The sequence below is a fragment of the Neorhizobium descurainiae genome (genome assembly GCF_051400715.1).
GTDB lineage: Bacteria > Pseudomonadota > Alphaproteobacteria > Rhizobiales > Rhizobiaceae > Neorhizobium.
Genome location: NZ_JBLFFK010000026.1, coordinates 65,774 through 80,343, shown reverse-complemented (window position 1 = coordinate 80,343; position 14,570 = coordinate 65,774). Strand labels below are relative to the sequence as shown.

Here is a 14,570-nt window from a genome sequence, read left to right as displayed (position 1 = left end):
CAGAAGCGTCCATTTCACAGGTATCGTTCACCTCATCGCAGCAATGATATGGATGCGATGAATGTCGATCCGACCTAGGCTTTCGAGAAGTAGATAGAGTTGCAGTTGAGCGACGGCAAATGGAGCTGTGAGGATTTCGAATCCGATCACTCGCTCTTGGAAGGCTCTTGAGAGCTCCAATCCGATGGCAGCTTCGTCGCCATCGGCTTTGGCCTCTTCGGCAATGCAACGCGCTACTTCTAGCAAGTATGCCCCGGTGCCGCAGCAAGGATCCAGCACAACCACGTCGGGATCGGCCAAACCGCGCGGACGGCCAAGCTCTGTTTTCAAGACGTGATGAACGCGCCGCACTTGATAGCGCACGATTTCGGGTGGTGTATACCAAACCCCCAATTCATCGCGAAGCTTGGGGTCAAAGGCTTCAAGAAAGGGCTCATAAAAGTAGGTAATCGCCGCCGCTGAGGTTTGCTCATCAATCGTAGGGAAGGTCATGCGGGCGCGGAATAGCGGCCGATCGACACGGTTCAATGTCGCAATTGCTCGGGCAAGATGCTCTTCGAGACCAAGAGCTTTGAGCCGCTTCGGATGCCGGATGTCGTGAAGTAGCGCATCTAGGAATGGAATTGGAAGGTACTTATGGGCGTCTTCAATGTCGAAATGCTCTGCCGGTCCGGCGGACTTGTCCCACAGCACCCAAGCCGCGAAAAGAGAATAGAAGGCAGTTTGAACGAGCGACGATCTAAAGAAGCGATCGCCTCGTTCATCATCGACGTTGAACGAAAGGCCAAGCGCCTGCCGATAGTCATCCAGCAACGGCTTTACAGGCTTCAGGTCAGCAGGAAGCCCTTCTTTTGCATCGCGCGCTTGTCGTGCCAAAACCTTGGCCAAATCGGCGGGTTCGGCGAGCGGGGCGTAATCAGTTACAGCCCGATCGACGATTTCGATGAGATCGGCAATTGCTGCCTCGTCGATTTTCGTTCGCGAACCCACGACGCTGACGGCGGACCATAAATCAACGGTCTTTATAAGCGCCCGCTTTTCCGGCGGAACGGTGCCGGTCTTTGGCCGCTCATATCCGGCCTCACAAGCAAGCAGGCCAAAGCCTCTGACGTTACAGACAATCACGACTCCCGTTTGAGCGAGATAACGGCCGATCTGGTCCTTCTGTTCGATTGAGGCGGAAAGGTCTTCCAGGCCAACGGTCGATCGCTTTACCTCGCCGAAAACCCCGATGAACATTTTGTCGTCGCCGAGCACGAAATCGGGCATGTCTCGTGCTTTGGCCCGAGCCTCCGACGTATTCACCCGAACTTCAAATGGAAGTCTATCTTCTTTCAAGATTGCTGAAAGCAATACCTTGATAGCGGGATAGAAAGTATTCTCAGTCGAGGTAGGCTGCGAGTCCAAATGCCGCGTTTCAGAAACATATTCTAAAACCGTTGCAGCAATATTTTGCATATCTAATTACCTACGAATCACACTTGCGCGTGGTCCGCGCCCCCTTCCAATTCATCACATTGAAGACGAGTGGGAAAGGTGCGAAAGGTAATTTCTCGGGTAAGTTGCGACGGTCCGACACCGTAAGATGAGGCAAATACTGTTAATGACTGAGAACCACGCCAAGCCGTCACCAATTGTTCAAGCGCCGCTTTATCCCCTATATTCCGATGTGGGCCACACAATTCGCCTACTCGGCGGCGAGCCCGTCCAACGTGTTCGCGACTTGATCAGCAACATCGCCAATCAAATGGGAACGCCGCAAAATCCAGTCGATTGGTCGGACCCGGACACTTGGATTGGGGAACGCCTCTCCGGGGAGTCTGAAACGCTCGCTCGAAAAATATGGGATGGTAGTGGCAAGACACTGAATCCGCGTTATCTCAATGGCTGTTATCTTTTCATCAACCGCCTGCGCCTCTTGGATAAGGATGCAGTCATCTACCGGATAGGCGAGCGCGGCCGACGCTTCCTCGATAATGACGAAGCGCTCCTTCGAGAACTGGATGCCATAGAAGGGATTCCGAAGCTCCTTTCGTTGGTTGCCGAACGTTCGCCTTGCAAACGTGGTGATATCCTGCCGGCATGGTCGGATTATCTAAAAGCGGTTTCGCTGTTCTCGACGCCAAAGACCTTTGCTGACACGTTGCGGAGACGGTTGGTCAGCGTCGCCGAACGTGGGCTGATCACGCGCGAGGGGAATTTCTACGCCATCACCGATGCTGGGCTGCAATGGCTGAAGGGTTTCAGCGGAGGGGCCAAGCGAGCCGCTGTTGCAACGCCTTCTTCAAGGCGCACAACCGTCGCCGAAGCTGCTCATGCCCACAACGAGGAGCAGTTGGCGGCGTTCCGTGAACGCCTAATGCAGCTTGAACCGGTGCAGTTTGAGCATTTTATCAAAGAACTCCTCGACGCGATGGACTATGAAGACGTTCGCGTGACAAAGGTCAGTGGCGACAAGGGTGTTGATGTTGTTGCCCGCGTACAGTTCGGCATCACGGAAATCACCGAAGTCGTTCAGGTTAAGCGGACGGAAAGCACCATTACCCGACCAAAGGTCGATGAGCTTCGGGGTGCGCTCCCGTATTTCAAAGCCATCCGAGGCACAATCATCAGTCTCGGCAGCTTTGCGAAAGGTGCACAAGAAGGTGCGCTGTTTGTCGGCGCGGCTCCGATCACGTTGATCGATGGAAAACGTCTATTGGACCTTTGCATCAAACATCAGGTGGGCGTGAAACGTCGCCCCGTGGAAATCTACGAGATAGACGAAGCGTTCTTTGCCGAGAAATTTACCCGAGAAGAAGTTGAAGACGCTGCGCCGGTCACCGACGACGATCTCGCGGAGGAAGGTGCCGATGTCTGACGACAATCTTATTCTCTACACCACGGAAGACGGCCGCAGCCGGATCGAGTTACGCGCGATCGATGGAACAGCATGGATGACGCAAGCCCAAATGGCAGAGTTGTTCCAGACGTCCCCGCAGGCGATGACCCAGCAAATTGGAAGCATCTACGAGGAGCAGGAGCTAAGCGAAGAGGCAACTTGTAAGGAACTCTTACAGGTTCGAACCGAGGGGAATCGCACGGTTTCCCGTGCATTGAAGCACTACAATCTCGATATGATCCTTGCCGTAGGATACCGCGTTCGGTCGGCGCGCGGAGTCCAGTTCCGCAGATGGGCCACAACGACACTGACCGAATACCTGGTCAAAGGCTTCGTGATGGACGATGCCCGGCTAAAGCAGCCGGGTTATGATTATTTCGACGAGCTGCTTGAGCGCATCCGTGACATCCGGGCGTCGGAAGCGCGCTTCTATCAAAAGGTGCGGGATATTCTGGCGCTCAGCGAGGACTACGATCCCAGCTCAAAATCCGTGAACACGTTCTATGCGACCATCCAGAACAAGATGCTGCACGCTGTCACCGGCCATACCGCTGCCGAGCTTATCGTCGCCCGCGCCGACGCTACCGCACCGAACATGGGGCTAACCTCATGGAAGGGGTCGCGGGTGCGCAAGGGCGATGTCGTGACCGCAAAGAATTATTTGGCACAGCCCGAGATTTCGGAACTCAACCTCATCGTCACGATGTTTCTGGACACGGCCGATTTGCGCGCCAGGCGTCGCCAGACCATGCAGTTGGCGGATTGGGAAGGTGTCCTCGACAACTTCTTGCGCTCCAACGAGCTGAATGTCTTGAAGAACGCCGGCTCTGTATCACACAAGAAGGCTGCGGCGGTTGCCGAGGCCCAATACGAAAGTTTTGACGAGGCTCGCAAAGAAGCCGAGCGCTTGGCAGATGCGAAGACCGACGAGCTAGATGAATTGAAACGTATCGCCGAGGACATGAAGAAAGGTGGACAGGGCAAGGGTTGATCGTGCATCTATATTCCGTGCGGGATTAGCAGGTAGGGCGCGTTAATTAACGAAATCGCGATTTTGTTTATTAGTGCCGATCGCTAATTAAAGGGCGGAAACCAACGCTGCGGACGGGTTTTCATTCCCAGAATCGCCAGTTCCCCGACATCATCGAGACGGCCGACTCCACTCCCCCGCCCAATCCTCAGAACCCGTTGATGGGGGGAGGTCCGGCGGGCCAGCTCAAGTTGCTGGTTAGTAGGGCAAAGTCGGGACTGTAGTGGGTTAGTAGCGTTACAGGGTAGTAGGGGGTGCAACCGGGTGAGACGATGTGCTATCGTCCTACTAACGAAAGCGGAGTCGATCCAAAAGCTTGGCTAGTAGGATCCAACGCCGTGCAACCCTATCTAACCATCTGAAATGATTACGAAAAACAATTCGTAATGATGGGGGTCACGTGTTCGAGTCACGTAAGCGGCACCATTTTTCTTCAACACCTATCCAAATCCTACCTGCCTACCTCGTAGGTACAGGTTTTTTGTTGACTTAAAATATTAGAATATTCAGATTCAACCAATCAACGAGAGGATCGGGAGACCTCTCTATGAAGTTGAACTCTCGGGTCGTTCAATTATTTTTGCTCCTGTTCGGGGCCGGGCTCATGCCTCTGCCTGCCAAAGCCGGCGACTGGTTCGATGCGCGATGGTACGGCGTAACAGGGCCCTGCGACGGAAAATGTTCATTCATGGTTTTTGGCGGGAAGTATGTCGAAACCTCGATGTCGGACATTTTCCTTGGAGGAGACCTATGGCCCTTTGGATGGGAATATGGCGACAGCACCTTTCTCGGCCTCGCCGCCTCCCGGACCGTGGCGAGCCTCTGGCACGAGAGGATCACGATCGAGCCCGAGATCGGCTTCGGCAAGCGGTTCGGGGACATGGACGAATACGAGGCGTGGGGAGCGGTCTTCTTTCGCTACAATTATTTCCCATGGAATGATTACGTCTATACCACGGTGGCTGTGTCGATCGGCCTGAACTATGCAAGCGGCATATCGCAAATCGAGAAGGAGCGCGCAGGCAACGACCGCGGCGACCGCCTGCTCCACTACCTTGCACCGGAAATCACCTTCGCCCTGCCGCAGGACAGATCAAAGGAACTCGTCGTCCGGTTTCACCACCGCTCGGGCGGCTACGGCCTCGTGAGCGATTCGGACGGCGGCGCCCAGTACCTGACCGTCGGCTTGAGGTTCCGCTTTTAACGATTGGGAAATCCCGTTTGGACGCTTCGCCGCCCACTTGAGGCGCTTCCGGGGAAAATCCGTGCCGGCCTGGCACAGGCGCTGTGGAAAGTAACGATCCGCTAACTTTGATCCTTAACGGCAGTGGAACCAAGAGCCGGATTCGAAAAACGTCTGGGCCGTCGCACCGGGCGGTGTCCTCCCGCCGTCGGTCGCGGCCGGAGGCTCGGTGCGGCGGATCACCCACGAGGCGTGCGCCGGGCCTCTGCGCCGGCCATCCGTGCCATGATCACAGATAAAAGCCGGCTCCCGTCGTCCTCTCGGAACGACGCACCAGACCGAAGTGCGAAAGCGGTGCTCGCACTTCGACAGATATTCTGCTGGTCAGGCCGCTTCGCCGAATTCGCGGCGCATGATCTTCGCACCCTCGACCATGGCCTTCATCTTGCCGAAAGCGACCTCACGCGGCAGGTATTTCATGCCGCAATCCGGCGCGACGATGATGTTCTCCGCCTCCACATAGGGCAGGGCGCGGCGGATGCGGTTGGCGACGACTTCCGGCGTTTCGACGTTCATGTCCGAAAGATCGATGACGCCGAGCATCAGCGTCTTGCCGGAAAGGCCGGTCAGCGTCGAGCAATCGAGATTGGATTGCGCGGTTTCGAGTGACACCTGATGGCAGGAGCAGCCGGAAAGCTGGGTCAGGAAGGAATAGCCGGACGGACGCTCGTGGATGATCGCCGCATAGCCGAAGCAGATATGCACGGCGGTGGTGCCCTTCACCCCATCCAGCGCGCGGTTGAGCGCCGCAAGGCCGTATTGTTCCGCCTTCTGCGGCCGGGCCTGCATATAGGGCTCGTCGATCTGCACCACGTCGGCGCCGGCGGCGAAGAGGTCCTTGATCTCGGCATTGACCGCATCCGCGTAATCGTAAGCCGCCTCCTCCTCGGTCTTGTAATAGTCGTTCTGCGCCTGCTGCGACATGGTGAAGGGGCCGGGCACGGTGATCTTGATCTTGCGGTCCGTATGGCTTCTCAGGAACTTCACGTCGTCCGCTTCCACCGCATGCTTGCGGCGGATCTTTCCCACGATGCGCGGCACGGGATTGGGATGGCCGGAGCGATCGAGCGCCGTGCCGGGATTGTCGAGATCGACGCCTTCAAGCGCCGTCGCGAACCGGTTGGAATAGCTCTCGCGGCGGATCTCGCCATCGGTGATGATGTCGAGGCCGGCTTCCTCCTGCGCCTTGATCGCCATGATCGTGGCGTCGTTCTGCGCTTCGGCCAAATATTCCTGCGGGATGCGCCAGAGCTCACGGGCACGGACGCGCGGCGGAAACCGGCCGGCGAGCTTGGCGCGGTCGATCAGCCATTCGGGTTGCGGGTAACTGCCGACGAGTGTCGTTGGAAAAAGCATTGCCATCCTCCCATCTGCCAATGTTGAAAGACGTTATACAGCAACGAAGCCGTATCCTGTCAACAAAACCTCGGCATCAGTTTCCTTGACGAACGGGAGCATGCGAAGGAATATCGCGCCCGCCGCCGGCCTTCGGCGGCTCAAGGCATTTCCCAAGGAGAATTCATGTCGCTGGCCCCTGACATCATCGAGACGCTGAAGAGCGTTTCCACCGCCACCTTGACCACGGTGCTTTTGAAGAAGGGGCTCCGGAACGTCTGGATGCGCGGCACCAGGCCGTTGAAACCCGGCCAGGGCCGGGTGGTCGGCAAGGCCTTCACGCTGCGCTTCGTGCCGGCCCGCGAAGACCTCGCAACGCCTGAAAGCTGGGCCTCGCCGATCTCCACCCGCGCCGCCATCGAGGCGATGCCGGAAGGCTGCGTCGCGGTCGCCGGTGCGATGGGCATCACCGATGCCGGCATTTTCGGCGACATTCTTTGCGCCCGCATGGCGAAGCGCAACGTGGCGGCTCTCGTCACCGACGGCGTGATGCGCGATGCGGAAGGCGTGCTTTCCAGCGGCATGAAGATCTGGTGCAACGGCATCGCCGCCCCGCCTTCGGTCGCGGGACTTACCTTCGTCGGCTGGCAGGAACCCATCGCCTGCGGCGGCGTCGCCGTCTTTCCGGACGATATCGTGGTGGTGGACGAGGACGGCGCAGTGCTTATCCCGGCGAAGCTGCTCGACGCCGTGCTGGCCGAGGCGCCCGAACAGGAGCGCATGGAGGCCTGGATCATGACGGAGGTCGACCGCGGCGTGCCGCTTCCGGGCCTCTATCCGATGAATGCCGAAACGAAGGCCCGCTACCAGGCCTGGAAGGATGCGCAGAAATGACGTTCGGGACCGATTCCAAGGGCGTCTACGCCATCGCCACCACGCCGTTCCTCGAAGACGGCTCGATCGACTTCACGTCGATCGACCGGCTGACGGATTTTTACGAGGAGACCGGCTGCACCGGCATCACCATTCTCGGCATCATGGGCGAGGCGCCGAAGCTGGAGCCCGAGGAAAGCCGGGCGATCGTCAAGCGGGTGGTCTCGCGCGCCAGGGTGCCGGTCATCGTCGGCGTCTCCGCGCCGGGTTTTTCGGGCATGCGGTCGCTGGCGCGGGATTCGATGGAGATGGGCGCCGCCGGCGTGATGATCGCGCCGCCGCCTTCGCTTCGCACGGACGACCAGATCGTCAACTATTTCGCCGGAGCCGTGGAGGCAGTCGGCGAGGACGTGCCCTGGGTGCTGCAGGACTATCCGCTGACGCTGACGGTCGTCATGTCGCCTGGGGTGATCGCCAGGATCATGACCAATCATCCCTCCTGCCTGATGCTGAAGCACGAGGATTGGCCGGGGCTCGAAAAAATCTCGAAGCTCAGGGCCATGCAGAAGGCGGGCGACCTGCGCCCCTTCTCGATCCTCTGCGGCAATGGCGGCCTGTTCCTCGATTTCGAGCCGGAGCGCGGCGCCGACGGCGCAATGACCGGCTACGGCTTCCCGGACATGCTGACGGAGCTGGTGCAGCTCTTCGCCGAAGGCAGGCGCGACGAGGCGCACGACCTCTTCGACGCGCACCTGCCGCTGATCCGCTACGAACAGCAGGTGGGCGTCGGCCTTGCCGTGCGCAAGCACGTGCTGAAGCGCCGCGGGGTGATCGCGACCGACGTCCAGCGCAAGCCGGCGCAGATGCTCACCCCGGCGGCCAAGGCAGAAGTGGACTATCTGCTCAGCCGCATGGCGAAGAAGGATAAGCGGGCTGCGTTTTGAGATTGTCTAATAGCGGCAAGCCTGCCGGCACCTTCTCCCCCGCTGGGGAGAAGGGGAAGTGCCGCGACGTCTCCAATCATCCTCTCCCCTCGGGGGTCCGGAGGACGGGACGGGGCCGTCGACCCGTCCCCGGTTGATGGCCGAGCGGAGCGGAGGCCGGGTGAGGGGGCCGCTTACTCCGCCGGAAGCTATTTGACCAATCGACTCACCCTCCCCGCAATCGCCATCGAAGCCGTCAGCCCGGGGCTCTCGATGCCGTAAAGCGCGGCATAGGCCGGGTGACCGGTGGCTTCCGGCCCCTGGATGACGAAGTCGCCGCCCCCTCCCCCGTCCGGGCCGACGACCTTGGGGCGCATGCCGGAATAGGCAGGCTGCAGCGCGCCGGCGGCAAGGTCCGGCCAGTAGCGGCGGATCGCAGCATAGAATTTGTCGGCGCGGTGCGGATCGACGTCGTAGTCGATCGTCTCCACCCATTCGACATCGGGACCGAAACGGGCCTGACCGGCAAGATCGAGCGTCAGGTGGACGCCGAGCCCGCCCGGCTCCGGCACGGGATAGATCAACCGACCGGCGGGAGCACGGCCCGTCAGAGAGAAATAGCAGCCCTTGGCATAATGCCGTTCCGGCATGGTCTTCCGGTCCAGGCCGGTTATGCTCCCGGAGATCGCCCAGGCGTCGAGGCCGGCCGCATTCACCACCAGCCCCGCCTCGATCTCCACCGGATCGCGGCCGCCGACCGAAAGCCGGACCGCATCAGGCAGAAGCTCGCCGCCGAGAACGGGAGAATTGAGGACGACGGCGCCGCCATGCGCCTCGATATCGGCGATATAGGCTTCCATCAGGCGATGGCTGTCGATGATGCCGGTCGAGGGTGACACGAGGGCCGCAAAGCCTCGGATCTGAGGCTCCAGCCGGGCAAGCTCCGTCTGATCGATTACCCGGCAGTCATCGACGCCGTTCGCCTCCGCCTGCTTCAGCAGCTTTTCGAGATAGGCGACCTCCGCCTCGTTCGAGGCGACGACCAGCTTGCCGCATCGCCGGTGCGGGATGTGGCGCTCCTCGCAATAGTCGTAGAGTCTGTGCTTGCCGGCGACGCAAAGCTCGGCCTTCAAGCTGCCGGCCGGATAGTAGAGCCCCGCATGGATGACCTCGCTGTTGCGGGAAGAGGTGATGCTGCCGGTCATCGGCTCGGCTTCGAGGAGCACGACCTCGCGGCCGGCGATCGCCAGTTCGCGGGCCACCGCAAGCCCGACCACGCCGCCGCCGACGACGACGCAATCGAGCTCCAGCACTTCGCTCATGTCCCCCCTCCGCACTTTTGCCTTCCGATTGCCGGTCCGGATGATATACGAGAAAAACGGCGCGGCCAGCGCTCCGATCGGAGGAGGAGTTTAACTGATGCAAGGCTTTTATCGATGCTGAAGGTGGTATTTCTCGACCGCGATACGATCGGTCCTTCGGTGACGATCACAAGGCCCGCTTTCGCGCATGAATGGGTGGAATACGGCAAGACGGCGCCGGAAGAGGTCGCTGCCCGCATTGCGGATGCCGACATCGTCGTCACCAACAAGGCGCCGGTGCGCGAAGCATCGATCGCCGGCGCGCCGAAGCTGAAGATGATCGCGGTCGCCGCCACCGGCTACGACGTGATCGACCTCGCCTTCGCCAAAGAGCGCGGCATTACCGTTTCCAACGTGCGCGGGTATGCGGTCAACACCGTGCCGGAACACACGTTCGCGCTGATCTTCGCGCTGCGCCGCTCGATCGTGGGTTTCCGCCAGGACGTCATCGCCGGCGAATGGCAGCGCGCCAACCAGTTCTGCTTCTTCAACCATCCGATCAGGGATCTCGCCGGCTCGACGCTTGGCATTTTCGGGCGCGGCACGCTCGGCAAGTCGGTGGCGAAGATCGCCGAAGCCTTCGGCATGAACGTCATCTTCGCGGCCCGCAAGGATGCGGAGAAGATCGAACCCGGCTACACGGCCTTCGACGAGGTGCTGGAGACTGCCGACATCATCACCTTCCACATGCCGCTGACGCCGGCGACCCGCGACCTCATCGGCTTGCCCGAGTTCCGCAGGATGAAGCGCCGCCCGCTGATCATCAACACGGCGCGCGGCGGGCTGGTGAACGAGGCCGACCTCTTGACGGCACTCGACGAGGGCCTGATCGCCGGCGCCGGGTTCGACGTGCTGACAAAGGAACCGCCGGCACCGGACAATCCGCTGCTGACCGTGCTCGAACGGCCGAACGTCATCGTCACGCCGCATGTCGCATGGGCGAGCGACGAGGCGATGCAGACGCTCTGGGCGCAGGTGATCAGCCATGTGGAGAATTTCGAGAAAGGCACGCCGACCAACGTGCTTTGACGGAACCACGCTTTAGGGAGTGCCGTCGATGGATTTGAATACCGCTGTCACCCGCCGACCGCTTTCCGCCTGCCCGCCGGAAGAAGGTGCCGCCGCCTTTACCGAGGGCTTCTCCGGCTATGTGGTGCCGGTGAACGTCACGCCGCAGGCATTGGCGCTGCGCATCCAGCGCGAGGACATCGATCCCGACATCAGCGAGGTCTTCTTCGACGGCGAGCGTCCGGCGGGCATCCTGCTCGTCGCCCGGCGGGGCGAACGATCGCGCATCAGCGCTCTCGGCATCGGCCCGACGATCCGCGCCAAGGGCCTCGGCCGCAGCGTGATGCGCGAGGCAATCGAAGCGGCACGGCAACGCGGCGAGAAACAGCTCGTCCTCGAAGTGATCGACACGAACGTCCGGGCGCGCGATCTCTATCTCTCGCTCGGTTTTGCCATCACCCGCAAGCTTGTCGGCTTCGGCCGCAGCCGCAGGCTCGCCGCGCCGGATGCGGCTCCTGCCGTGGAAGGCGATCTCGGAATGGCGGTGGAGATGCTCGCGAAGTTCTCGGATGCCAATCCGACATGGCAGACGGACCCGGTCTCGTTCCGGCATGCGGGCTTGCCGCTCAGGGGCTTTGCACTGGATGGAAAGGCCGCCACGCTGATCGACGACAGCGGCCGGGACGTGCGGCTCTATGGTTTTGCGGTCGATCCGGCGCACCGCCGGCAGGGCCTCGGCCGATCGCTGGCGGACGGGCTCGCCGCCCGCTATACGGGCCGCAAGCTCTACATTATCGAGAACGTGCCCGAAGGCGTGCTCGACCGGTTCATGCGGCGTATCGGCTGGCGCAAGAGCGCGCTCACCCAGTCCGAAATGGTGCTCGACCTCAGATAATCCGCCCATAAACGATACATAGCTAGAATAGTATTTCCGGCTTTAGCGAAACATTTAGGGGTCATGCGGAAGATGTGCGTTCAATCAACCGCGCGACAGACCTAATGGAAAGGGGCCGGCCGATGGCGGAAGCATTCGAAAATACGGTACGCGAGTTCATTGCTGAGAATTTCCTGTTCCGGGCGGACGCCGACGTAGCGAACAGCCAGTCGCTGCTCGAAACCGGCGTGATGGACTCGACCGGCGTGCTGGAGCTGATCGCCTTCCTGGAACAGACCTACGGCATCACCGTTGCCGACAGCGAGATCGTTCCGGAAAATCTCGACAGCATCGACAACGTCACGCACTATCTCTCGGCCAAACTGGCCGCGGCCTGAGGATGCGCTCATGCGCATAGAGGCCAGGCTCCGCGACAGCGCCCGACGGTTCGGGGAAAAGACCGCGCTCATCGCGAGCGGGGTCCGGCTGACCTATGCGGACCTCGATGCGCAATCCGACCGGCTGGCGGCAGGCCTCGTGCGCGCCGGCATCAGGCCCGGCGACCGGGTTCTCACGGTGCTGGACAACGGCCATGAGGCCGTGCTGAGCTTCTTCGGCGCCTGGAAAGCGGGCGCCGTTCCCTGCCCGCTCTATCCGGCGATCAAGGCCGAGAAACTCTCGATCATTCTCGACAGCACGCAGGCTTCGGCGATCGTCACCCAAGCGCGGCAGCGTCCAATGGTGGATGCAGCCATCGCCATGACGAAAATCCGCCCGGCCGTCGTCATAGCCCAATCGCGGGACAGCGAAGAAATCGGCGACGCGCTGCGGTTCGAGGAGCTGGTGGCGCAGGGCTCCAAAGGCCCACTCCGCGAGTTCGCGAACAGCGAAGCGCTGGCCCTGCTGATCCACACGTCGGGCTCGACGGGACGGCCGAAGGGCGTGATGCTCACGCATGCCAATGTCGCAGCCGCCTGCGACGCGATCGTCTCCTATCTCGGCAATACGGCCGACGACATCGTGCTGAACGTGTTGCCGCTCTCCTTCGGTTACGGCATCACCCAGGTCGTCACCATGGTGACGGTGGGCGGTACGCTGGTGCTGGAAAAGAGCTTTGCCTTCCCGCGCAAGATCCTGGAGCGGCTCGGCGAGGTCAAGGCGACCGGCTTCCCGCTGGTGCCGCCGATGGCCGCGCTGATTACCGGCATGAGGGATCTGGCGCCGGGTTTCCTGCCCCATCTGCGTTATATCACCAGCGCTGCGGCCGCCATGCCGCCCGCCTTTACCGAAAGACTGCAGCAGCTTCTTCCCCGGACGCAGCTTTTCCTGATGTACGGCCAGACCGAATGCCTGCGCGCCACCTATCTGCCGCCGGAGGAAATCTCCCGCCGGCCGCTTTCGGTCGGCAAAGCCATTCCCAGCAGCAGGGCCTTCGTCGTCGACGAGGACGGCCGGCCGATACCGCCCGGTACGATCGGCGAACTCGTCGTCGAAGGACCGCATGTCATGTCCGGCTATTGGGATGACGGCCTGGCTTCCGTGCGCGCGCTTTCGCCGGCGGCCGACGGGCGGCGACTGCATACCGGTGACCTCTTCCGCGCCGATGCGGACGGTTTCCTCTATTTCGTTAGCCGGCGCGACGACATCATCAAGACGCGTGGCGAGAAGGTGAGCCCGCAGGAAGTCGAGCGCGCGCTTTACGCGCTGCCCGGCATCCGGGAAGCCGCGGTCGGCGGCATCGACGATCCAGTCTTCGGCCAGGCGATCCGCGCCTATGTGGTGCTTGAGGAAGGCACAATGCTCACCGAGCGCGAGATCATCCGCCACTGCGCGGGCCAGCTCGAAGACTACATGGTGCCGAAAAGCGTCGAGTTCCGCGACGCGCTGCCGCGCACGACGACCGGCAAGATCCGGCTCGGCGCCGGCGAAACCAACGAAATCATACGGGAGAATGTGGCATGACCCAGAGCTTGAAGCGCGCAGAGCCGGCCGGGAAATTCTCGCCCGATACGTTGAAGCTCGATGCGGAGGCGGAGATCGAGCGCATCTGCGGCTGGATCCGGGAAGCGGTGCTTAAGGACCTGCGCAAGCGCGGGGTGGTGCTCGGACTTTCCGGCGGCATCGATTCCAGCGTGACGGCGGCGCTCTGCGCCCGCGCGCTCGGACCGGCCAAGGTGACCGGCATCTTCATGCCGGAGCATGATTCCGATCCGGAAAGCCTGCGCCTCGGCAGAGCGCTCGCGGAAGCCGTTGGCATCGGGACGGTGCTGGAAGATATCGGCCCGGCGCTTGCCGCCGCCGGCTGCTATGCCCGCCGCGACGGCTTCATCCGCCAGGTCGTGCCGGAATTCGGCGAAAGCTGGGGCTGCAAGGTGGTGCTGGAAGACGCGCTTGCCGGCCGCGGCTACAACATCTCCTGGCTGGTCGTCGCCAATCCGGAAGGCGAACAGAGCCGCCACCGCATGCCGCTCGACGTCTATCTCGGCATGATCGCCGCCGCCAACATGAAGCAGCGCACCCGCAAGCAGATCGAATATTACCATGCGGACCGGCTGAACTTCGCCGTCGCGGGAACGCCGAACCGGCTGGAATACGACCAGGGCTTCTTCGTGAAGAACGGTGACGGGGCAGCCGATTTCAAGCCGATCGCGCATCTCTACAAGAGCCAGGTCTACCAGCTCGCAGAAGCGCTCGGGGTGCCGGCCGAGATCCGCCGCCGCCCCCCGACGACCGATACATGGTCGCTGCCGCAGGGGCAGGACGAATATTATTTCTCGCTGCCCTATGACCGCATGGATCTCTGCCTCTACGGCCTTGACAACGGCATTTCACGGGAAGAAGTCGGCGAGGCCGCCGGCCTGACGCCGGACCAAGTCGAAGCCGTCTGGCGCAACATCGCCTCCAAGCGCAAGGTGGCGGAATATCTGCATGCAGCACCGCTGACGATGCTGGGGTGATCCGTGGGGTAGGATTAATCCCCTCACTTGCAATGTCCGAAACTTAGCCTTCGGCTAAGTCAGCTTGTTGGTGAACCCCCGGTCT

The 14,570-nt window shown here is 61.3% G+C and carries 13 protein-coding genes; 10 read left to right on the top strand and 3 right to left on the bottom strand.

Annotated features, from left to right (window positions below; genetic code table 11):
* Positions 1-27: 27 nt before the first annotated feature.
* Positions 28-1,458, bottom strand: coding sequence for an N-6 DNA methylase (locus ACMGE0_RS29315; protein ID WP_436819421.1), 1,431 nt, complete (start codon positions 1,456-1,458; stop codon positions 28-30).
* A 145-nt stretch (positions 1,459-1,603) separates the two neighbouring features.
* Here ACMGE0_RS29315 and ACMGE0_RS29310 point away from each other — a divergent pair, with 145 nt between their 5' ends.
* The 3 genes from ACMGE0_RS29310 (at position 1,604) to ACMGE0_RS29300 (ending at position 5,115) form a co-directional block, all read left to right on the top strand.
* Positions 1,604-2,860, top strand: coding sequence for a restriction endonuclease (locus tag ACMGE0_RS29310; RefSeq protein ID WP_436819420.1), 1,257 nt, complete (start codon positions 1,604-1,606; stop codon positions 2,858-2,860).
* On the top strand, positions 2,853-3,872 hold the full coding sequence (locus tag ACMGE0_RS29305) for a virulence RhuM family protein (RefSeq protein ID WP_436819419.1): 1,020 nt from the start codon (positions 2,853-2,855) through the stop codon (positions 3,870-3,872). Before ACMGE0_RS29310 ends, ACMGE0_RS29305 begins: the two co-directional genes overlap by 8 nt.
* A 760-nt stretch (positions 3,873-4,632) precedes the next feature.
* Positions 4,633-5,115: a hypothetical protein gene (locus tag ACMGE0_RS29300; protein ID WP_436819418.1), complete on the top strand. Its 483-nt coding sequence runs from the start codon at positions 4,633-4,635 to the stop codon at positions 5,113-5,115.
* Positions 5,116-5,478: 363 nt separating this feature from the next.
* Here ACMGE0_RS29300 and ACMGE0_RS29295 read toward each other — a convergent pair whose 3' ends face one another.
* Entirely contained in the window at positions 5,479-6,510 is a 1,032-nt protein-coding gene (locus tag ACMGE0_RS29295) for a uroporphyrinogen decarboxylase family protein (RefSeq protein ID WP_436819417.1), read from the bottom strand.
* A 165-nt stretch (positions 6,511-6,675) separates the two neighbouring features.
* Between ACMGE0_RS29295 and ACMGE0_RS29290 the strand changes: the two genes are divergently transcribed.
* The gene (locus ACMGE0_RS29290; RefSeq protein ID WP_436819416.1) at positions 6,676-7,383 is read left to right on the top strand and encodes a ribonuclease activity regulator RraA; all 708 of its coding nucleotides are present in this window, start codon (positions 6,676-6,678) and stop codon (positions 7,381-7,383) included.
* Entirely contained in the window at positions 7,380-8,306 is a 927-nt protein-coding gene (locus ACMGE0_RS29285) for a dihydrodipicolinate synthase family protein (protein ID WP_436819415.1), read from the top strand. The genes ACMGE0_RS29290 and ACMGE0_RS29285 overlap by 4 nt, the downstream gene beginning before the upstream one ends.
* Before the next feature lie 188 nt (positions 8,307-8,494).
* Here ACMGE0_RS29285 and ACMGE0_RS29280 read toward each other — a convergent pair whose 3' ends face one another.
* On the bottom strand, positions 8,495-9,607 hold the full coding sequence (locus ACMGE0_RS29280) for an NAD(P)/FAD-dependent oxidoreductase (RefSeq protein WP_436819414.1): 1,113 nt from the start codon (positions 9,605-9,607) through the stop codon (positions 8,495-8,497).
* A gap of 114 nt (positions 9,608-9,721) precedes the next feature.
* On the opposite strand from ACMGE0_RS29280, the gene ACMGE0_RS29275 reads away from it, so the two are divergent.
* The 5 genes from ACMGE0_RS29275 (at position 9,722) to nadE (ending at position 14,485) form a co-directional block, all read left to right on the top strand.
* Positions 9,722-10,675 (top strand): D-2-hydroxyacid dehydrogenase, encoded by a 954-nt coding sequence (locus ACMGE0_RS29275; RefSeq protein ID WP_436819413.1) that lies wholly within the window; start codon positions 9,722-9,724, stop codon positions 10,673-10,675.
* 28 nt (positions 10,676-10,703) lie between these two features.
* Entirely contained in the window at positions 10,704-11,549 is an 846-nt protein-coding gene (locus tag ACMGE0_RS29270; protein WP_436819412.1) for a GNAT family N-acetyltransferase, read from the top strand.
* Between the two features lie 122 nt (positions 11,550-11,671).
* On the top strand, positions 11,672-11,926 hold the full coding sequence (locus ACMGE0_RS29265) for an acyl carrier protein (protein WP_436819411.1): 255 nt from the start codon (positions 11,672-11,674) through the stop codon (positions 11,924-11,926).
* A gap of 10 nt (positions 11,927-11,936) precedes the next feature.
* Positions 11,937-13,490, top strand: coding sequence for a class I adenylate-forming enzyme family protein (locus ACMGE0_RS29260; RefSeq protein WP_436819410.1), 1,554 nt, complete (start codon positions 11,937-11,939; stop codon positions 13,488-13,490).
* On the top strand, positions 13,487-14,485 hold the full coding sequence (gene nadE / locus ACMGE0_RS29255) for an NAD(+) synthase (RefSeq protein WP_436819409.1): 999 nt from the start codon (positions 13,487-13,489) through the stop codon (positions 14,483-14,485). The genes ACMGE0_RS29260 and nadE overlap by 4 nt, the downstream gene beginning before the upstream one ends.
* Positions 14,486-14,570: the final 85 nt, after the last annotated feature.